The sequence below is a fragment of the Solimonas fluminis genome (assembly GCF_002930645.1).
GTDB classification, from domain to species: Bacteria; Pseudomonadota; Gammaproteobacteria; order Nevskiales; family Nevskiaceae; genus Solimonas_A; species Solimonas_A fluminis.
In genome coordinates this window covers 177,385-195,731 of record NZ_PSNW01000001.1, presented here as the reverse complement: position 1 = coordinate 195,731, position 18,347 = coordinate 177,385, and the positions used below count along the sequence as shown (strand labels likewise).

At 64.9% G+C, this 18,347-nt stretch carries 19 protein-coding genes and 2 tRNA genes; 2 read left to right on the top strand and 19 right to left on the bottom strand.

What is annotated here, in order from left to right; genetic code table 11:
- Positions 1-726 precede the first annotated feature (726 nt).
- The 4 genes from C3942_RS00950 to uvrB all read right to left on the bottom strand — a co-directional run bounded on the left by C3942_RS00950 (position 727) and on the right by uvrB (position 4,349).
- Positions 727-803 (bottom strand) — tRNA-Val (locus C3942_RS00950).
- A 66-nt stretch (positions 804-869) separates the two neighbouring features.
- On the bottom strand, positions 870-1,283 hold the full coding sequence (locus C3942_RS00945; RefSeq protein ID WP_104228457.1) for a thiol-disulfide oxidoreductase DCC family protein: 414 nt from the start codon (positions 1,281-1,283) through the stop codon (positions 870-872).
- A 6-nt stretch (positions 1,284-1,289) separates the two neighbouring features.
- The gene (locus tag C3942_RS00940; RefSeq protein WP_104228456.1) at positions 1,290-2,171 is read right to left on the bottom strand and encodes a DUF2167 domain-containing protein; all 882 of its coding nucleotides are present in this window, start codon (positions 2,169-2,171) and stop codon (positions 1,290-1,292) included.
- Positions 2,172-2,285: 114 nt separating this feature from the next.
- Positions 2,286-4,349 carry an excinuclease ABC subunit UvrB gene (uvrB, locus tag C3942_RS00935; protein ID WP_104228455.1) on the bottom strand — a complete coding sequence of 688 codons (2,064 nt, stop codon included), beginning with the start codon at positions 4,347-4,349 and terminating at the stop codon, positions 2,286-2,288.
- Positions 4,350-4,522: 173 nt separating this feature from the next.
- Here uvrB and C3942_RS00930 point away from each other — a divergent pair, with 173 nt between their 5' ends.
- Positions 4,523-5,710 (top strand): pyridoxal phosphate-dependent aminotransferase, encoded by a 1,188-nt coding sequence (locus C3942_RS00930; protein WP_104228454.1) that lies wholly within the window; start codon positions 4,523-4,525, stop codon positions 5,708-5,710.
- A 151-nt stretch (positions 5,711-5,861) separates the two neighbouring features.
- Positions 5,862-5,937, top strand: a tRNA-Asn gene (locus C3942_RS00925).
- A gap of 147 nt (positions 5,938-6,084) precedes the next feature.
- Here the strand turns inward: C3942_RS00925 and C3942_RS00920 are convergent.
- From C3942_RS00920 to C3942_RS00850, 15 genes are all read right to left on the bottom strand, one after another.
- Entirely contained in the window at positions 6,085-6,444 is a 360-nt protein-coding gene (locus C3942_RS00920; RefSeq protein ID WP_104228453.1) for a ubiquitination-like system serine protease family protein, read from the bottom strand.
- 2 nt (positions 6,445-6,446) lie between these two features.
- Positions 6,447-6,998 (bottom strand): hypothetical protein, encoded by a 552-nt coding sequence (locus tag C3942_RS00915; protein WP_104228452.1) that lies wholly within the window; start codon positions 6,996-6,998, stop codon positions 6,447-6,449.
- Positions 6,988-7,296 (bottom strand): hypothetical protein, encoded by a 309-nt coding sequence (locus C3942_RS00910; RefSeq protein WP_104228451.1) that lies wholly within the window; start codon positions 7,294-7,296, stop codon positions 6,988-6,990. The genes C3942_RS00915 and C3942_RS00910 overlap by 11 nt, the downstream gene beginning before the upstream one ends.
- Positions 7,293-7,616, bottom strand: a complete 324-nt coding sequence (locus tag C3942_RS00905) for a hypothetical protein (RefSeq protein WP_104228450.1) — start codon at positions 7,614-7,616, stop codon at positions 7,293-7,295. The genes C3942_RS00910 and C3942_RS00905 overlap by 4 nt, the downstream gene beginning before the upstream one ends.
- 7 nt (positions 7,617-7,623) lie before the next feature.
- Positions 7,624-8,010 (bottom strand): D-Ala-D-Ala carboxypeptidase family metallohydrolase, encoded by a 387-nt coding sequence (locus tag C3942_RS00900; RefSeq protein WP_104228449.1) that lies wholly within the window; start codon positions 8,008-8,010, stop codon positions 7,624-7,626.
- 106 nt (positions 8,011-8,116) lie between these two features.
- Positions 8,117-8,806, bottom strand: coding sequence for a LamG domain-containing protein (locus tag C3942_RS00895; RefSeq protein WP_104228448.1), 690 nt, complete (start codon positions 8,804-8,806; stop codon positions 8,117-8,119).
- Between the two features lie 3 nt (positions 8,807-8,809).
- Entirely contained in the window at positions 8,810-9,982 is a 1,173-nt protein-coding gene (locus tag C3942_RS00890) for a DUF2793 domain-containing protein (RefSeq protein WP_243393506.1), read from the bottom strand.
- A 132-nt stretch (positions 9,983-10,114) separates the two neighbouring features.
- On the bottom strand, positions 10,115-13,489 hold the full coding sequence (locus C3942_RS00885; protein ID WP_104228446.1) for a phage tail protein: 3,375 nt from the start codon (positions 13,487-13,489) through the stop codon (positions 10,115-10,117).
- Positions 13,482-13,901: a C40 family peptidase gene (locus C3942_RS00880; RefSeq protein ID WP_133164205.1), complete on the bottom strand. Its 420-nt coding sequence runs from the start codon at positions 13,899-13,901 to the stop codon at positions 13,482-13,484. Before C3942_RS00880 ends, C3942_RS00885 begins: the two co-directional genes overlap by 8 nt.
- Entirely contained in the window at positions 13,898-14,794 is an 897-nt protein-coding gene (locus tag C3942_RS00875) for a phage/gene transfer agent baseplate hub protein (protein WP_104228444.1), read from the bottom strand. Before C3942_RS00875 ends, C3942_RS00880 begins: the two co-directional genes overlap by 4 nt.
- Positions 14,791-15,420 (bottom strand): DUF2460 domain-containing protein, encoded by a 630-nt coding sequence (locus tag C3942_RS00870; protein ID WP_104228443.1) that lies wholly within the window; start codon positions 15,418-15,420, stop codon positions 14,791-14,793. Before C3942_RS00870 ends, C3942_RS00875 begins: the two co-directional genes overlap by 4 nt.
- A complete protein-coding gene (locus C3942_RS00865) occupies positions 15,417-17,309 on the bottom strand; it encodes a phage tail tape measure protein (protein ID WP_104228442.1) in 1,893 nt (630 codons plus the stop codon). Before C3942_RS00865 ends, C3942_RS00870 begins: the two co-directional genes overlap by 4 nt.
- Positions 17,302-17,601 carry a phage tail assembly protein T gene (locus tag C3942_RS23030; RefSeq protein WP_104228441.1) on the bottom strand — a complete coding sequence of 100 codons (300 nt, stop codon included), beginning with the start codon at positions 17,599-17,601 and terminating at the stop codon, positions 17,302-17,304. The genes C3942_RS00865 and C3942_RS23030 overlap by 8 nt, the downstream gene beginning before the upstream one ends.
- Positions 17,558-17,920 carry a hypothetical protein gene (locus tag C3942_RS00855; protein WP_104228440.1) on the bottom strand — a complete coding sequence of 121 codons (363 nt, stop codon included), beginning with the start codon at positions 17,918-17,920 and terminating at the stop codon, positions 17,558-17,560. The genes C3942_RS23030 and C3942_RS00855 overlap by 44 nt, the downstream gene beginning before the upstream one ends.
- Entirely contained in the window at positions 17,920-18,345 is a 426-nt protein-coding gene (locus C3942_RS00850; protein ID WP_104228439.1) for a hypothetical protein, read from the bottom strand. The genes C3942_RS00855 and C3942_RS00850 overlap by 1 nt, the downstream gene beginning before the upstream one ends.
- Positions 18,346-18,347: the final 2 nt, after the last annotated feature.

Sequence of the window (18,347 nt, the reverse complement as noted above, 5' to 3'; positions counted from 1 at the left end):
GCTCTGCGACGCTGTCCCGGGTACAGGGCCTTGGGAATGCCGTCTGGATCAGGCCATGGATTCCGAGGAGGGTCTGCAGGCCGTCTTGGAAGAACTGGAGGGAAGGGCGCCAGGCGGACGCGCCCCGGCCGCCGGGCGGGCCATCCAGGGCCTGCCGGTTACGGACCCTGCTCCTGCCTCGCCGCGGGTCATGCCGATCCGGCCCGGCCACGATCCGGCCCCCGCCGGCCCGGACGCCGGCTTTGCCGAAGCAGCCGGTAGGCCGTCGCCGAAGCCTTCTCCCAGGCCGACCCCGCGTTCGGCGCTTGCGGCACCCTGGCCGTTCCCGGCGCACAGGGAACGGGCGCTGGCCATGACGCTGCGGCACCGGCGGAGGCCCTGACGCAGCATGGGTCTGCCGCGCTTGCCGGACCGGAAATCTATTGCGAGGAGTCCGCTTCGCCGGATGCAGCATCGCTGCCGTTGCACATGCGCTGCTTCTTCGCCTTGATCTCCGCCTTGCGTGCCTCGGCCTGGTCCTGATGCGTAAGTTGGTAGGCGCGACTGGACTCGACGATTCCGCAGGAGCGGAATGGCGCGCCCGCAGGGCAGCCCGAGCGCAAGCGAGGGGTGGGGCCCATGGATGGGCCGGGCAACCACGGCCCGCAGGGGCGTTGGTGAGAGTCCGGGGAAGTTAGCCCAACGAAAAAGCCCCCGATCGTCTCGGGGGCTTTCTACCAACGGAGTTGGTAGGCGCGATTGGACTCGAACCAACGACCCCTACCATGTCAAGGTAGTGCTCTAACCAGCTGAGCTACGCGCCTATGGGTCTTACGAAGGGCGCGAAAGATACCCGGTTTGGCCCTGTTCAGCAACTTTCTGCTGCTTTTTCAATCAATGAAGCGTTCCGCCATGCCGGGCTCCGGCAGTTCGCAGCGGTCCTTGCGGCCGAACCAGCGATAACGGTTGCGCGCCACCAGCCGGTAGGCCGGGTCCCGCAGGAAGGCCGGGATCAGCCACAGGAGCCAGACCAGCGGCCAGGCGCCGCCCAGTTGCCCCAGCACGCGGATCACCGCCACCGAGTCGGTGTAGGGGCGGCTGTTCTCCAGATAGAGGAAGGTGGCCGGGTCGGCCGGATCCTGCCCCTGGGCGACCAGCAGGCGGCTGCCGTAGGCCCCCTGCATGGGGGCGAAGCGGAACAGGCCCCGCGGATCGCGGCGCAGCAGGAACCGCACCCACGCGCTGCAGAAGCGGCAGGCGCCGTCGTAGACGATGATCCGCGGCGGCAGGCTGGACCGGGACATGCCGGCTCAGGCCTGGTCGCCGCGGCCGGTCAGCTTCCTGAAGAACGCCCCCAGCGCCACCACGCCGATCAGCACCAGCTTCCAGGCCTTGGCCAGGAATACGCCGATCATGGCCAGCAGGCCCAGCTTCTTGGCCGCCACGCCGCCGACCAGCGCGGCAATGCCGTATTCCGCCACCTTGTCGGTGGAGGGATTGAAGTCGCTGTAGCGCTTGCCGTCGTTGTACTGGATGCCGGCGAGCAGCTTCTGGGCAGCCGGCTTTTCCTTCTCGATGTCCGCCATCGAGGTGACGAGGTTGAGGTTGATGTAGCCCTCGCGGCCCAGGGCGTAGGTGTTGTAGTTGATGCCCTGGTCCTCGCCCGGCGCGGCACCCCGATGGCGGCTGGAGAGTGACCAGACCAGGCGGTGGCTGGCGGCGTCGTACCGGGGTTTCTCCACCCAGTCCACGATCTCCATCTCCGGCAGGCCGCGCTCCTTGCGGACCTCATTCTGCTGCTCGGTGCCTTCCTTGATGCCGTCCAGCATCTCGTCGACCTTCCAGTCCTTGGCTTCCTCGTCCTCGATGTAGCCCGAGGGGATGTAGTCGATCACCGAGAAGCCGCCGGACTCGGGCGCGACGATCATGCCGACCAACTGGTCGTCCACGCTGTTGCCCATGGAATCCAGGATCACGCCGGCTTCCCTCTGCGGGATGAAGACGAAACCTTCCGGCAGGTCCAGGGTGGCCTGGTCGCGCAGGGCGATCCTGGCCGGGCCGTGCTTCATGGCCGGCATGGCGGCGGTGAAGGCGGCGGAGACGGGATCGGCCTCGGCCGGCTGCTGGGCGAAAGCGGCGTTGCTGCCCAGGCCCAGCGCCAGTGCGCCGGCCAGAACCATTCCCTTGAACATGTCAGCTCCCTCGTCTGGATGAGAAAACGGATCGCCCCGCGATCCGCTTTCCATCATGAGGGACGCCTGAGTGCGCCGGCTAGCGCGCGGCGAGGCAGCTCTGCCAAAAAAGTCTCAGTTCGGGTTCATCAGCGCCTGTTCGCGCAGCTTGCGGATCTCGTCGCGCAGCTTGGCGGCCGCCTCGAACTCCAGGTTCATGGCGTGCTGCTTCATGTCCTTCTCCAGCTTGGCGATGCGCTTGGCCAGCTGTTCCGGCGGAATGACTTCATACCTGGCACGGGCCTCGGCGGCCTTCAGCGTCGGCACCAGGTCCTCGTAGCCGTAGCGCATCACGTCGGCGATGCGCTTCTGCACGCCCTTGGGCGTGATGCCATGTTCCTTGTTGTAGGCCACCTGCTTGTCGCGGCGGCGATTGGTCTCGTCCATGGCGCGGCGCATGGAGTCGGTGATGCGGTCGGCATAGAGCAGGGCCTTGCCGTTGAGGTTGCGCGCCGCGCGGCCGATGGTCTGGATCAGCGAGCGCTCGGAACGCAGGAAGCCTTCCTTGTCGGCATCCAGGATCGCCACCAGCGAGACCTCCGGCAGGTCCAGGCCCTCGCGCAGCAGGTTGATGCCCACCAGCACGTCGAAGCTGCCCAGGCGCAGGTCGCGGATGATCTCGGCGCGTTCCACGGTGTCGACGTCGGAGTGCATGTAGCGCACCTTCACGCCGTTGTCGTGCAGGTACTCGGTCAGGTCCTCGGCCATGCGCTTGGTCAGCACCGTGACCAGGACGCGTTCGTTGCGCTCGGTGCGCAGGCGGATCTCGCCCAGCAGGTCGTCCACCTGGGTGGAGGCCGGGCGGACCTCGGTGGGCGGGTCCACCAGGCCGGTGGGCCGCACCACCTGCTCGGCGATGGCGTCGCCGGACTTCTCCAGCTCGTAGGAGCCGGGCGTGGCGGAGACATAGATGGTCTGCGGCGCCAGCCGCTCGAATTCGTCGAAGCGCAGCGGGCGATTGTCCAGCGCCGAGGGCAGGCGGAAGCCGTACTCCACCAGGGTTTCCTTGCGCGAACGGTCGCCCTTGTACATGGCGCCGAGCTGCGGGACGGTGACGTGCGACTCGTCGATCACCACGATGGCGTCGGGGGGCAGGTAGTCGAACAGGCAGGGCGGCGGCTCGCCCGGGCGGCGGCCCGAGAGGTAGCGCGAGTAGTTCTCGATGCCGTTGCAGTAGCCGATCTCCTGGATCATCTCCAGGTCGAAGTTGGTGCGCTGCTCGATGCGCTGCAGCTCGATCAGTTTGTTGGCCTGCCGGAAGACCTTCATGCGCGCGTCCAGCTCGGCGCGGATCTCGTCCATCATGGCCAGGATCTTCTCGCGCGGCGTCACGTAGTGAGTCTTGGGGAACACCGTGATGCGCGGCACCTTGGCGCGGACTTCGCCGGTCAGCGGGTCGAACAGGGAGATGGTCTCGATCTCGTCGTCGAACAACTCCACGCGCACCGCCGCCTCGCTCTCTTCGGCGGGGTGGATGTCGATGACGTCGCCGCGAACGCGGTAGGTGCCGCGCTCCAGCGCCATCTCGTTGCGTGTGTACTGCATGTTGGTCAGCTGCCGGATCAGTTCGCGCTGCGGCAGGCGCTCGCCCTTGATCAGGTGCAGCGTCATTGAGAAATAGCTCTCGGGGTCGCCCAGGCCGTAGATCGCCGACACCGAGGCCACGATGATCGAGTCCTTGCGGGTCATCAGCGCCTTGGTGGCGGACAGGCGCATCTGCTCGATGTGCTCGTTGATCGACGAGTCCTTCTCGATGAAGGTGTCGGTGCTGGCGATGTAGGCTTCCGGCTGGTAGTAGTCGTAGTAGCTGACGAAGTACTCCACCGAGTTCTCGGGGAAGAACTCGCGGAACTCGCCGTAGAGCTGCGCCGCCAGCGTCTTGTTGGGCGCCAGGATCATCGCCGGGCGCTGCAGCTTCTGGATGACGTTGGCGATGGTGAAGGTCTTGCCGGAGCCGGTGACGCCCAGCAGGGTCTGGTGGGCCAGGCCGTCCTGCAGGCCTTCCGCCAGCTGCGCGATGGCCGTGGGCTGGTCGCCCGAGGGCTTCCAGTCGGCCTTCAGGTGGAAGCGGTCGTCGGCGCGCCGGGCCAGGCGGGCGCTTTTGACTTCGGAGAGGGTTTCGCGGGAGCCTTCTTTCATGGGAGGCGGTGCGGGGCAGGCGGGGGGAGCTAGCATAATCTGGGGGCGGGCTCCCGGGGTTCAATGCTTCCGGCTGGCCGGGGACGGTTCTCCCCGGTCTGGGGCAGGTAGGCGCCGCCGCCCCCGTCCGGTATCATGCCGCGCGCTTTTTCGACCCCCACAGAGGAATGACCGTGGAACTGACTCTCGCCCTCCGCAACAGCCGCATCAAGCCCTCGCCGACCCTGGCCGTCACTGCCAAGGCCGCCGAGCTGAAGGCGCAGGGCAAGGACGTGCTGTCGCTGGGTGCCGGCGAACCGGATTTCGACACCCCCCAGCACATCAAGGACGCCGCGCACGAGGCGATCAGGAAGGGCTTCACCAAGTACACCCCGGTCGGCGGTACCCCGAGCCTGAAGAAGGCCATCATCGACAAGATGAAGCGCGACAACGACCTGGACTACAAGCCCAACCAGATCCTGGTCTCCAACGGCGGCAAGCAGTCCTGCTACAACCTCTGCCAGGCCCTGCTCAATGCCACGGACGAGGTGATCGTGCCGGCGCCGTACTGGGTGTCCTATCCGGACATGGTGCTGCTGGCCGACGCCACCCCGGTGTTCATCGAGACCACCGCCGAGCAGCGCTTCAAGATCACGCCCGAGCAGCTGGAGCGGGCGATCTCGCCGCGCACCCGCATGATCTGGCTGAACTCGCCGTCCAACCCCTCGGGCATGGCCTACAGCCGCGCCGAACTGCTGGCGCTGGGCGAGGTGCTGCGCAAGCATCCGCAGATCGTCATTGCCACGGACGACATGTACGAGAAGATCCTGTGGACCGCCGAGCCCTACGCCAACATCATCAACGTCTGCCCGGACCTGTATGACCGTACCGTGGTCATCCACGCCGTGTCCAAGACCTACTCGATGACCGGCTGGCGCATCGGCTGGGCCTGCGGCCCGGCCAAGCTGATCACCGCCATGGCCGACATCCAGAGCCAGTCCACCTCCAACCCGAATTCCATCGCCCAGGTGGCGGCGGAAGTCGCGCTGTCGGGCGACCAGGGCTGCGTGACGGAGATGGTCAAGGCCTTCAAGGCCCGCCACGACGCCCTGGTGGCCCACCTGAACTCGGTTCCGGGCGTGCGCTGCCTGCCGGGCGACGGCACCTTCTACGCCTTCCCCAACGTGGAGGGCCTGATGGCCAAGCTCGGCTGCAAGACCGACCTGGAACTGTCCAACCTGATGCTGGAAAAGGCCCTGGTCGCCGTGGTGCCGGGTTCTGCCTTCGGCGCCGCCGGCCACCTGCGCCTGTCCTTCGCCACCTCCGACAAGGTGCTGAAGGGCAGCGTCGAGCGCATGAAGGCGCTCGTGGCCGCCGCCTGACGCGGGCCGTCGAGGTTGCCGTTCGCCCTGAGCTTGCCGAAGGGTGGACGGCAACCCCTTGACCGCCGGTCAAAAAGCAACCCGTAAGTCTTTGAAGCCGAGGCGGTATTGCAACCGCGATCCCGCCTCACTACAATGCGCACCCCGCTGTTCCGCGATAGCTCAGTCGGTAGAGCAAGTGACTGTTAATCACTGGGTCCTTGGTTCGAGTCCAAGTCGCGGAGCCATCTAAACAACGACTTAGCCGCCTTCGGGCGGCTTCTTCGTTTCTGCTTCCTAATATCTTCCTAAAATCCCTCAGCACTCGACCAGCTGGCCGTGGTGCAGGAACCCGTGATGGCACCGCATCGCGCCGGCTTTAATCGGCGTCAGCTTCAGCCGTCCACGTCCGGCAGGTCCACGGTCTGTCCGGCCAGGGCATGGGTGCAGTCCCCCAGGAACTGGATGCGCACGTCTGTCACGAACGAGTGGCAGACCTTCTGCACCTTCACCTGCTGGATCTCGCCCCGACGGATTCTCTCCGCGATCTCCGGGGACGTCGCCGGCGGTTCCCACTGGTCCCAGCTCACGAGCACGCTGGGCCTGAAGGTAGGTCGATCCGCATTGCCGTTGTAGTCCCAGCGGGGACCGGGCCCGGGGCCGTGCTGGATATAGTGCAGCGTATCGCAGCCAGGACACAGGAACAGCAATCGGCCACCCTCGGCCTTGCGAAGCACCTTACTGATCGCGGCCATGCTCAGAACCTCCATCCAACGCGCACCCGAGCCTGCAGCTCGCCGCCACCGGCCTCCTCGATGTCGGCGCCGACCCTGAGCCGGCCGAGATCCCGCTCGATCCAAACCCCGCCCAGCTCCTCCCGCGGCGCCCAGCTGACGCCGGCCGCCCACGGCCGCGCCGGCGGCGGTAGGAAGGCCGCCTCGATCGGCATGTCCAGCGCCTGGATCACCTCGCCGTCCGGCGAGCTGGCCACCATGCGGCGGCCGCCGGCATCGTCCCGGACCAGGGACAGGTCCAGGCGCACCGGAGGGCAGTCCGGTTTCGCCGGCGAAACCGTCGCCGAGATCCGGCGCTCCTCGCGCGAGCCCATGGGAAGCGCGTGCGGCGCCGGCGGTGGCTTGGCATGGGGTTCACGGGCGGCCACCAGGCTGCCGTCCTCCTGGCGCACCGCAGGGGCCGCTGCTGTGACTTCCGGGCGCGGGGCAAGATCACCCCGCATCCACCAGCCGAACCAGGCGCTGAAAGCCAGCGCGGCCGCCACCAGAATGAGCCGCAGAGAGTTAGCGTCCATGCTGCCTCCGTTCCGGCTGGCCGCGGCGGCGGCGCTGGTCCCGGGCCAGCAGACCGAACATCAGCGCCAGGCCGAACTGGATCACCAGGTCACTGGGGAAGATCGGCCGTGTCGGCAGCAGCAGCACGCCCAGGCCCGCCAGCATCACGCCGGCAGCGAGGAGCATGGTGCCCATCCGGTAGGTCAGGGCTGCCTTTCGGTAGCGGGAGTTCAGCAGCCACAGGACGCAGGCGACGTTGCTGAAGCAGGCCATCACGAAGGCGGCGCCAACGATCGGCGAATGGATAGCGAAGCTCATGGCTGGGTAGGGCCTCCACGCCCGCGCAGGCGGTCCCAGATGCTCCAGGGATCGCGCTGGAACACCCGGGCCGCGTTGATAAGCCCCCCGACTAGAAACATCCCCGTAAGGCCCGTGACGAAGCCCAGGGCCGACTGGCCCGCGCTGGAGAGATTCAGCACCTCGGCTGCATAGGGCCCGATGAAGTAGGCGCAGGTCATGCCGCAGGCCACCGCAAGCGCCATCTCGATCGGGCCCTTCTCCCGAAAAAAGGCGGCCGCGATGAAAGAGCCCAGCGCCCCGCTCATCAGCCACTCCAGCAATCCGATGTTCTTGTCCATGGATCTCCTACGGGCGGAAGACGCGGCGGCCGGAGCCCGGCGGCACGGTCTGCAGGTGACACCACGTGGGAGTGGCGTCCGGATGCTCCAGCCAGAGGCCGATGCGCTCCAGCTCCGCAAGGTTGTCCAGGCACCAGCGATCGAGGTCGCCCTTCGGGTCCGCGAGATCCACTGCCTGCCCGGTCATGTGCCTGGACTTCTTCGCCGCTCCCTTCACGCCCGCATTGATCGCCGGCGGCCGCCAGCCGCTGGAGACCTTGGCATCGATCTTCGCGATCGCCAGCAGGTTGTTGACCTTGGCCACCGTCAGCGCGGCGTTGTCGCGGATCTCCTGCGACAGGTCCTTCGGATGTATCTTGTCGCGGCCCATCCAGAAGTCGGGAAGGCTGATCATGGTTCCTCCAGAAACAAGAAGGCCCCTTGCGGGGCGATGAAAGTACCCAACTGCGAAAACTCTGAATGCCGCTTGCACATGGTCACTTGCTACGAGTGACCGCTGGCTAGGAGTTGGGGAATGCCGCCGTCGGAGGAGTGAAGCTGGACGTGTAGCGGCCGACGCCCTTGGTGATGCGGACCTCGTCGATCCAGCCGTTCCAGTCACGGCCGGCAAGATCGGAGCCAATCACAGGCGCCACGGTGTTATTGCCTAAAGTGGCGGAATTGGTGATCGTCGATCCTGCCTGCGTGCCGTCAATGAAGAAGCGCACCGATGATCCCACCCTGGCCACCGCCAGATGAACGAATACGTCATTTGACATAGACCCGCCAGCAGTCGTGCCGCCGACGTTGACGGTGACTTGTGACAGGCTGCTGCGATAGATAAATAGCGAGTTGCCGGTGCCGGTGGGCTTGAGGTCGAAGAAGCGACGGTTGTTGTTTGAGGCCGCGCTGTTGTAGCGGCACCAGCCCTCGATGGTGAAGTCGCCGTCGAGCAGGAAGTTGTTGCCCGCGGTGCCGATCGCGCGGTCGCCTGATCCATCGAGCAGCAATGAAGATGCGCCGAACTTGGCTTGTGCCGTGTCGAGCTGGGCGTTGCCGACAGCGGACCATGAACCGCCCGCTTCATCGACAATGCTGGTGGAGGCGTCGGCTCCGTCGAAATGTAGCAACGCGACCACATTCGCCCAATGAGGGTCCCCGCCGCTACTTGCGGATGGATTGCGCATACGCATGATCTTGGCCGGCAGCATCGCTTATGCCTCCTGCGCCACGGCGACGACGTCGAGCTTCGTGTCGTCGGCATTCCAGATACAGCCCAGGTAAAGCGTCTTGTTGATGACCGTCGTCGTCGGAAGTGTCACGCCGATTGCCCGGTATTGCGTGTCGTAGCTGATCGCGCGCGCCGTGCCGTTGTCCTTGATGCGGATGACCAAGCCAGCGCCTGGGACGGCCGTCCCGGTCGGGTTCGCGAGAGCCAGCGCCGCGGCCTGGGCGGTGATCTTCACCATGTCATCCGAGAAGGTCGGCGTCACGGTGGCGGACGAGGTCACAGCCTGGATGCGCGGGGCCTGTATCAGAGCCTGCAGATCGGCCGCGACCTGCGCAGGCGTGCGGTTCGCCCAGGCGCCGGCCTTGCGCTGCAGGAAGTCGTCGTTGCTGACCGTGAGGCCGTCGCCCTTGACGAGCTTGCCAGTCGTGCCGTCGAAAAGGGCCAGGCCGCCATCGGTTGAGCTCGCTGGACCAATGACGGCGCCGTCGATGTTGACCTGCACGATGACCCAATTCGCGCCGACGGTGGCATGGTCGCCCGAGGCGCTACTGTCGGTGATGCAGTAGAGGGTGTCGCCCGCCTGCACGTTCGGGCCGCTGGCGCCGCCGATCTTGCCGGCGACGCTGACCTTGTAGACGTGGCCCGCATCGGCTGCGGGGTAGTTGGGGTTGGCGCTGCAGTCGATGGCGCCCTTGAATACCATCGAATCCTGCGCGGCGACAAGGGCATCGACGTAGGTTTTGACGGCTTTCTCGGTCGGAATCTTGTCGTCCGAATCGCTGGAGAGGGTACCGTCGGTCGAGAAGGCTTTCCCGCTGTCCTGGAGACTGTCGCCGCCCGTCCCATTGAACGCCGGGATATTGCCTGATACCGAAGATCCGGGGCCAATGACACCCGCACCAGGGTTGTACGCACCCCAGCTTGACCCGTTGTAGGTCCACCACTGTCCCAGATCGGCAACATAAATCAACACCCCGGGAAATGGATCGATGAAGCGGTATCCGAAGAAATAGAGCGCGATCTTCTGATCCATCCCCGTCCACACGCCGGTCGCGTCATCAGGGACCAAGTACGCATTGCCATTGACCGGCTCTGACGGAGGGTCGGTCACACTCGCAGATAGGACGCCCGAGAAGAATGTTCCGATCTGCACCATCGCCTCGTTGTGGGTAAGTTCTTTGTTCCCCTGGCTCGCGTCGATGACCGGGATTTGGGCTCCAGTAACAGTTGGCATATCGTTTCTCGCTTGATTGCCAGAGCCGATCGGCGCTGGCAGATGTCTGATGGGTTATGCGACCAGGGGGAGTTCCAGAGCCGCCAAGGCTGGATAGCCAGGCCCGACAATTTCAGAGATTTGCCGGACTCGGACCTGCAGACTGGTCACAGGGCCCCCAAAGTCTTCCGACTGGGCTGCGGCGCTGTAAACAAACGCAGGAACGGCGACATTGAGCGTCCGCAACGTGCTTCCTTGGGGGCTCAGGATCTCCACCAAGTACAACTCCGACGACTCATTGAGGGGCACGTCAACGTAGTCGCGCCACTCCACGCCAAGGCGCGAACGGCGCAGCCAGGTGATCTCGATGTCGTCGTTGGCTAGGCGGCGACCTGCCAGCTGCGAAACGCTGTAAGGCATGAGCGCAACGCCGTGTCCGATGAAGCCCTGTGCGGCAGCCGCCTCCTCCATCATGTCCAGCGTGACAGCCTTCCACTGCGCTGCCCGCCCGATATCGGCTTCCTCCCCGGCCACCCGCGCCATACCCGGGCCCACCAATACGACCCAATCACCAACCTCGTGCAGCGGCTGCGTCCATTCCGTCCCGCGGCGGCCGCGCAGCATCGTGGTCACCTGGAAGCGCTTTTTCCCGTCGAATTCGCCCAACAGGGTCGCGTTGACGTACTGCAGCGCCTCCCAGCGCCCATCGGCGCCGACAAAGCAAGGGTTCGCGCCATTGAGGACGGCCTCTTGCGTCGAAGTCGAGAGAACACCCTGATCCATGTCCACAACCAGCACTGACGCGTAGTCCCAGACGTTTACGGTCGGTCCGGCATCTAGCACGCCTACGACACGACCCACGGTTGCAGGCGTGAGGATCGTGACCCTTTCCTTGTAGCTGGCCCCGCCGTCAATCGAGCTCATGACCTGCGCGCCCGCCCAGCGGCTAAATTCCCCCCAAACCGCCACGTAGACGCCGGCATCGTTGGCGCTGCTGTCCAGGGCGGGACCGTCGATGATCAGCAGCCGGGTCGGCCCCGAGACGCCCACGCGGTCGTCAGAGGGCGGCGCGGCAGTGCCTTTGGCGTAGCTTACATATACGCCGTCGTCATCCCGCCGCAGTGACCACTTCAGCGGGCTGAATGGAGGCGCGAAGCTCACCCCGACGATACGCGCCCTCTCGATCTGACCCTCCACAGGCAGGCCTACGCAATCGGCGCACTCCACCTGTAGGAGCGCCGGAGAAACATGGGTCTCGTAGGTTTCACGACCCCACCAGTCGTCCTGGTGAATGACCTGGGCGATCTGGGCTGCCTTCTCATCCGTCATATTGATTGCCAGCTGCACGTCCTTGGCGTTGACGGAATCCGTGGTCATGCGGGGCGGCGACTGCCGCATGCCGGGCTGGTAGTCCTTGGCACCCATCTTGTAATGGACCCGAACGAACCGCGGCAGCTCAACGGCCTGCTGGATCTGCGTGGCGACCAGCGGAGGCGCGGTTTCGCCGGCGAAACGGGCGCCCAGCTCGTCCTCGCTCAGCGTCAGCACGATGGGCTGGCCGCGCGCCGGGAACTTCAGCAGGGCATCGGACTCGACGCAGTCGAAAAACTGATAGGCCTGGAGGGGCTCAATGCCCTGGCGCGCCGTCATCAGCGTGGACAGGCTATATCCGGGCAGGGTATCCGTGAGATCGCTGACGTCAATGCGGTTGGAAGGGATGCGCACCTCCTCGCAGATGGCGCGTACGATGCTACCTACGGTTGGCGGGTACGGCTCCAGGGCATACTGCTGGTAGCTGCGGACGTAGGCCTTGGTAGGTACTACGGGGTAATCGACGCCATAGACCAGACCGGGGCGAATCCTGGCGTTCGCCGCTTGAGCCGCCGCATAGGCGGACTCCCATGCTGCCTGATTATCCCCCGGAGACCCGGCAACGATGATTGGTCCAAGGGGATAGTCGGTGACGATTCTGCTGGATACACGGTAGTTGGCCAAAGCCTTGAAGCTACCACTTGCCTCCGAGTAGCCAACCATGTGCTCGACCCGGCCGCCGATGGCGCAATAGTTTGGATTCTCGGGCAGCAGCGGGTAAGGATCGCTGCAGCGCGGCGTACAGGGCGGCGCCGGAGCTCGAGGCTTCCTTCGGATGCCGATAATCAGGTCCGGAACGATATGCAACTGCCCACCCGAGGGCTCGAAAATGCAGTTGTTGGAGTTTCGCTCTCGAGGATAAATGGGGGCGGTCGAAACATTGTTGTCTGCGCGGAAATAGACCCCTAGGCCATTTTGCGCATCCGGACTCTCATCGGTGTATCGACCGGACCACCAGAGTCGATTTCCATCATTGAGCTGGGCTCCAGCAGCTTGAACTGCAGCACAGGTTGAACCGCTGCCTGGTTCTACATTCTCGAGGGCTGGGTGGTAGCCCAAGTTGATGTCTTCGAGCGGCACAGTCTGAAGGTGCAGGTATAGGACTTCCTGCTCGGCGGGGGCGCTGCCGGCATATGGGCGCAACGCGCCTGACCAATTGATATTGACGGCGTCAATGGACCAGCCAATCAGCTGCGCGCCGGAACAATTGGCTTCGGTCTCAGCCGTGGCGTCGTCCAGTGCTTCTGCCAAGCTCGAATGCCACTCAGTTGTGCCCTCACTATCGCTCCAGGCTTCGCCAAAGTAGCGGTACTCATGATCATTTTCGCAGCGGCGTGGGTCGATTCCAGTAGACAGCCATGGATACATCACCGCCGACGCACGCTGGATAACCGTCGCCGTGGCATCGGTACCCCCGGCGACCAACTCGTAGCGCATGTTCGGGATTCGGCCGCCCGTATCAGTGACATCCGCATCCGTGTGAACGATGTAGGCTCGGTTGCGGTAGGCCGGCGTATTGCCAATGCCCTTGACAGCCTCTATCGTGGGATCAGGCATCTGATCGGAGGTGCCGAGGTACAGCGTGAAGCCTTCGGCATAGCCTTCGCTGGCGGCGACGCGCTCCGCATAGGCCTCATCCGTCTCGGCGGGCTGCTGCGGGCGAACGTCGTAAACCAGCTTCTCGTTGCGCCATATTCGGGTGATGCCCGCGATCGGGGCGTCGTAGCAGTAGCAGAGGCCCACGGCGTAGCTGACCGTGGCGGTGTAGTAGATGCTCTTCTGGGTCGGGCCACCCTTGCCGCCGGCTTCGGTCGTGTGAGGATGGTTGACGACCTTATCCTTCCACAGGAGATTTCCGGCCACTGCGTCCTGCCCGAACACCCAAGGCCAGGCAGCACCGATGGCAGAGGTCGTGACCTGCTGGTCGGCGATCTGCGGGCCCACATTCGTAGGCAGCTTCGTCGGGAAGAGCGCCTGGCCCACCAGGTTGCCCAGCGATGCGCCCAGGCCTGGCATTCCGACCATGCCGCCCACGTAGGCGCCGGCCAGGGTAACGGCCACCTGTCCGATGTTAGACATAGCTCACCCCAGGAAAGCGGAACGCGTACAGGGTGCGTTTTCGGCTCTTCTCGTCGTAACGGTGTTCAACGACGCGCCGGAAGTTGTTGGCGGCGTGGATCAAGGTTTCGCCGGCAAAAACGGCGACGTGCCGCGGCTCAGTGAACCAGCGCATCATCAGGATGCAGCCGGGCTGAACGTCCTCGATCGGGATCTGCAGGAAGTGGCGCTGGGCCTCCTGCAGGAGGTTATTATTGTGCGGCAACCGGCCATAGCCGGTGTAGTTGAAGCTCGCCGGCCAGGCGCCGACCTCGGCGCCGACGCCCAGCACCAGACCGATGCAGTCCACGCCCACGCCCTGCAGGCGCGCCTGGTGCAGGTAGGGGGTGCCCACCCAGCGGCGGGCGGCCAGGACCACGTCTGCGCCGTTCAATCGACACCCCGCAGCATCTCGGTCGGGCCGGGCACGTCGGGCTCGCCGTCGAAGTCCAGCTGCGCGCCGAAGCGGTCGCGGCAGGTCTCCCAGGTGCGATCGCAGCCGGGCTCCAGGCTGAAGGTGTCGCCGGGAGCCGCGGTGAACGGAAAAGGCTCGAAGAGCTCGATGCGGCCCAGGACAGCGGGATCGCCGGAGCTGTCCAGCTTCACCTCGCGTGCGAAGCCGGCGTTGGCGCCGCTGGTGAAGGTCAGCAGGCCGCCGACGAAGTGGCCTGGGGCCGAGGGCGTTGCACCGAGATCCAGGGTCGTCTCGAGCACGCGACGGTTGATGACCGTATCCACCACGCCGGTAACCGTCAGGGAGGCCACGTCCACCGAGCAGGGCGCCTGACCCAGGTGGCGTACACGGCAGGTCAGGGAAACAGCCTGCAAGACCTGTTGCGCGAGCTTCTGGGCCTGACCGCGCAGTTCCCCCTTCGCCAGGCCATTTACGAAGGTCTTGAAGTCGCCGACCATGCCGTGCTGCAGGATGATCCCGCTGTCAGTCGGGTTGGCCCAGTTCACCAAAAAAAGTGTGCACGCCACGTTGTCAAAGAGGCCAGCGCGGATATCGGCTGCGGTGATGCCGTTCTGCTGAAGCAGGATGTCAAGGTCCAGGTTGTTGACGGCCATGTCCGACGAGAGTTGCAGCTCGCTGCTCTGGATCGAAGAGAACGGCGGGTATTCCCCGTCCAGCACAATGCCATTGATGGTGCGCGCAACCTGGATCGCACGGTCATGGTCAGTGGAGCGGAAGTACTGGCCCTGCGTGTTGATCAGCTGCCAGCCAATGGCCCAGGTCGTGACGCCTTGCTTCAGGCTGTTGAGGTCAGCCAGCGAGATCTGCCTCATGGGTTGCGCAGCTCCACCAGGGTGAAGGTCACGGACTGGATGCGCTGATCGATGATCTCGATCGGGAACTCCGAGTCAAAGCGCATCGGCAGGTCAAATTCCCCGCCCCAAGTCGCAGGAACACCCACGAAGCCACCATTGGGCACGAGGATGCCGGTCGTGGTGTCCAGGGTGTAGGCGGTCGGGGGCTGCAGCTCACCCAGCTGATTGGCGACGATCACCGCGCCAGGGACCGGCTTGACGATATCGATGTCCTGGGAGCGCGCCCCGCGCGTGTAGCGCTTCGTCAGCTGGTAGGCTGCCGGGCTGTCACCCGTGGAAACCAGCGGCTGGTCGGTGGCAGCCGGCGTTTGGCCAATGGCACAGCTGAGGCAGTCAGCCGGGTTGCGGAAGCGGAAACCGCATTCCGTGCCACCCACCGCATGCCAGAAGCCCAGGAGCGAGTAAATCTCCTCCTCCTCGCGCGGGCCCACAGTGCAGCTCACTCGGATCAAAGGGCGCGCCCAATTCCGGTTGCGCAACTCGCGGCCAGACTCCATCTGCACGATGCGCACGGAGTATCCCGGGCTGAAGCTGTAGCCGAACGAGGGACAAGCCGGGAATGCCGGCGCTTCCAGGAAGCTCATCCGTTCCTCCGCCAGGCGCGCAGCGCGCCACTGTAGGCAGCCGCCCCAACCTGATCAGCCGTCTGGCGGCCGGCGCCTCCCTGGCCATTGATGTAGAAGTTCTGCACCACGGGCGGCGCGCCCATGGATTTGCCGTTGGGCACTACCGTACCGCTGGAATTCGGGACGAAGAGCTCCGGGCCCTCTTCGCCAACGAGGTAGGCATTACCGGCATGGGCTGGGCCACCTCCGGCAAGCGCACCACTGATCGGTTGGTCCAGGCCTGGCAGGCCGAAGCTGGACCCCTGAAGCGCCGACATGCCCAGGTTCAGAAAGCCCTTCATGACCTCGGAAGCTGCGGCCTCTGCGGCCATGCGCTGGAGCATGGAGGTGAAGCCTTGCGCGAGGCCCTTTAGTCCTTTTTCGAAAGGGTTGAGGAAGAAATCAGCCAGCGAGTCCTGGATGTTCTCAGCGCCGCGCTTGGCCATGGCCTCCATGTCGAGCACAGAGCCAGCGAATACATCCCGCAGTTCGCCTACCTTCTCGATGCCGCGCATCGCGGCGTCATACTGATCTTCGTACGAGCGCTTGAGTTGCTGATACTTAGAAGGGTCCATTTCCCGCAGCCCAGACTCATCCAGCTCGCGCATGGCCTTCTGATACTTCTCCAGCGGCGTCATGATGGATTCGAGTAGCTGAGCGCGCTTTCTCACTGGATCAAGCGAGTCGTCCTCTTCCCTGATCAAGTTCTGGTTGTATTTCTCCAGCTCAGAATTGAATTCCTTCTGAGCCTGCGCCGCCGCGCGTGCCGCCTTAGCAGCATCATTGGAGCTCCGAGCAAGCTTGAAGGTTTTCTGGGAAGCATTGTCTGCCGCAGTGGCCGTTGCATTGAGAGCTTCGGCGGCGCCGAAGTACAGATCGTTGATGAACTTCCCAGTGTCAGCCGTATCCTGGCGAATATCCTTGCCAGCCTCGATCAGAATCTTCCTGGCCTCATCCCAGTCACCACCAGCCGCAGCAACCAATGCAGCAGCACTGGCGCCAAGTGACTTACCCAGGAAGTCAAAGGTCTGGCCCAGCACAGCGCCGCCGGCAATCACCGTCTTCATCGTGATTTCCAGCGCCTTGAAGGCAGCGTTTAGCGACCCGCTGTCCCTCACGGCAGCAGCCATTCGATCCGTGATCAGCGCCAGGCTGGGCGCGAGATTCGCAGCCGAACGCGTGGCAAGGCCTTGCACGACACCCTGCGCCCGGTTGAGGTTGTCGTTGAACTGGGCGGCGGCGGCAGCTGTTGGCCCATCCAGCACCAGGCCGAGGCCCCGCGCTTCCTCGGTCAGCTCGCGGATGCCATCTCGACCACGATTGAGGAAAGGGATCAGATCTGCGCCGGTCTTGCCAAACAGCGCCACCGCGGCGTTCGTCTTCTCCGTGCCATCGCCGAACTTGGAGATGCCTTCGGCTACGTCTAGCAGCACGTCGTCAACAGAGCGGAGATTCCCTTCCGCCGTCTTCGTCGCAACGCCAAGCGCCCTGAAGTACTCCGCCTGCTCGCTGGTCGGACTCTGCGCCGCTTCGATGGATCGGGCCAGCTTGGTCAGCGCCTGCCCCATGCCCTCCACACCCTCAAAGCGCGCCGCATAGTCCAGAGCCGACAGCGCCTCCACCGAAGCGCCAGTCTTCTGCGACAGCTCGTCCATGGCGTCAGCGGTGTCGAGGGCACCACGGACCATGGCAGCAAAACCAACAGCGCCGGCAGCCAGGCCAACGCCGATGGCCGAGCCGATCTTCTTGGCGGACGCATTGACGTCCGTTTCGAAGCCGCTCAGCTTTCGCTTGGCCTTGTCCAGCTCAGCCTGATACTTCGCGGTCTCGGCCTCCAGCCGGACCACGAGTTTGGCGAGATCAGTCACGGGGTTTCCTACGCGCCATCAGGCGCAACGCAGAGAGCAAGGAGCCGCGGTTCTCGGCCTGGCCGGCCTTGCGCGGGCGGAGCATGAAGCGGGTGTAATTCACCGGCCTCTGGGGAGGCGGGTTACTGGAGTTGACGACAGCGGCGGCGACGATTGCCGCGTGCACGTTGTCCCGCCACGGCCCCCAGGGCTCGTCAGCCCAGTAGGCCGTGAGAAGGGTCAGGTCCGTTACGGGGAGTGCTTCAACCTCAGACGGCGGGCGCCCCAGGAGCAGGCTGATCCGGCACAGCATCAGTTCCTGGGGCGTGAGGCTTTTTTTGCCGCTCCGAGAACTCGTTGATCTTGCGGACCAGCGGCTGGGTCAGGGCATCGTCAGCCTTCGCCAGCATCAGCGCCTGCTCATCAGTCAGGCAGGGCTGGCCACTGCTGTCCACCACGCAGTGGCGAAGCAGGCCGGCCAGCGCCTCGTCTCGCTGGCCGGCACGCCATGCCAAGGCATAGGCCGAGTTGGCGGCGGCCGACGGCGCACGAAGCGTCACCTTGATGCCGTCAACCTCGGCCTCCACGGTCGGCACCGCGGCAGCGCGGGCCATCAGGGCAGCGACATCCATCAGGCAGCCTCGTCCCACACTACTTCGCTGACGATCTTCAGCGTGAAGGTCACCGTCGTGCGGTCGCCCACCGGCGGCGAGATGCGCCAGCCGCGGACGATCGATGTGAAGGCGAACGAATCCATCGGCGAGGCTTTGGTGACCAGGCGGAAGTTCAGCTCCGTCTTGGCCTTGAAGGCCTCGTAGAGTACGCGGATCTGCTCGTCGCCCTGGGCGAAGTTCGCCTGCAGGGGAATCTCCAGGCCGTCGGCCAGGCCGGCGCGGTAGCGCTCCACGTCGTCGCACAGCGAGGTCAGGCGCACCAGCGGGCTTTCCTCGCCCAGCTCGCCCACGTCGATCACGGCGCAGAAATCCTCGAACAGCTCGGGCGACGCACCATTGCCGAGCTGGAACTTGAAATCATTGCCGATGGTTTCTTCACCCATTG

Bases quoted from the DNA above. Each gene is read 5' to 3' on its own strand.
- C3942_RS00945 (WP_104228457.1), bottom strand. From the start codon at position 1,283: ATGTCCCGGTCCAGCCTGCCGCCGCGGATCATCGTCTACGACGGCGCC.
- C3942_RS00940 (WP_104228456.1), bottom strand. From the start codon at position 2,171: ATGTTCAAGGGAATGGTTCTGGCCGGCGCACTGGCGCTGGGCCTGGGC.
- uvrB (WP_104228455.1), bottom strand. From the start codon at position 4,349: ATGAAAGAAGGCTCCCGCGAAACCCTCTCCGAAGTCAAAAGCGCCCGC.
- C3942_RS00920 (WP_104228453.1), bottom strand. From the start codon at position 6,444: ATGGCCGCGATCAGTAAGGTGCTTCGCAAGGCCGAGGGTGGCCGATTG.
- C3942_RS00915 (WP_104228452.1), bottom strand. From the start codon at position 6,998: ATGGACGCTAACTCTCTGCGGCTCATTCTGGTGGCGGCCGCGCTGGCT.
- C3942_RS00910 (WP_104228451.1), bottom strand. From the start codon at position 7,296: ATGAGCTTCGCTATCCATTCGCCGATCGTTGGCGCCGCCTTCGTGATG.
- C3942_RS00905 (WP_104228450.1), bottom strand. From the start codon at position 7,616: ATGGACAAGAACATCGGATTGCTGGAGTGGCTGATGAGCGGGGCGCTG.
- C3942_RS00900 (WP_104228449.1), bottom strand. From the start codon at position 8,010: ATGATCAGCCTTCCCGACTTCTGGATGGGCCGCGACAAGATACATCCG.
- C3942_RS00895 (WP_104228448.1), bottom strand. From the start codon at position 8,806: ATGCTGCCGGCCAAGATCATGCGTATGCGCAATCCATCCGCAAGTAGC.
- C3942_RS00890 (WP_243393506.1), bottom strand. From the start codon at position 9,982: ATGGTGCAGATCGGAACATTCTTCTCGGGCGTCCTATCTGCGAGTGTG.
- C3942_RS00885 (WP_104228446.1), bottom strand. From the start codon at position 13,489: ATGTCTAACATCGGACAGGTGGCCGTTACCCTGGCCGGCGCCTACGTG.
- C3942_RS00875 (WP_104228444.1), bottom strand. From the start codon at position 14,794: ATGAGGCAGATCTCGCTGGCTGACCTCAACAGCCTGAAGCAAGGCGTC.
- C3942_RS00870 (WP_104228443.1), bottom strand. From the start codon at position 15,420: ATGAGCTTCCTGGAAGCGCCGGCATTCCCGGCTTGTCCCTCGTTCGGC.
- C3942_RS23030 (WP_104228441.1), bottom strand. From the start codon at position 17,601: ATGCTGTGCCGGATCAGCCTGCTCCTGGGGCGCCCGCCGTCTGAGGTT.
- C3942_RS00855 (WP_104228440.1), bottom strand. From the start codon at position 17,920: ATGGATGTCGCTGCCCTGATGGCCCGCGCTGCCGCGGTGCCGACCGTG.
- C3942_RS00850 (WP_104228439.1), bottom strand. From the start codon at position 18,345: ATGGGTGAAGAAACCATCGGCAATGATTTCAAGTTCCAGCTCGGCAAT.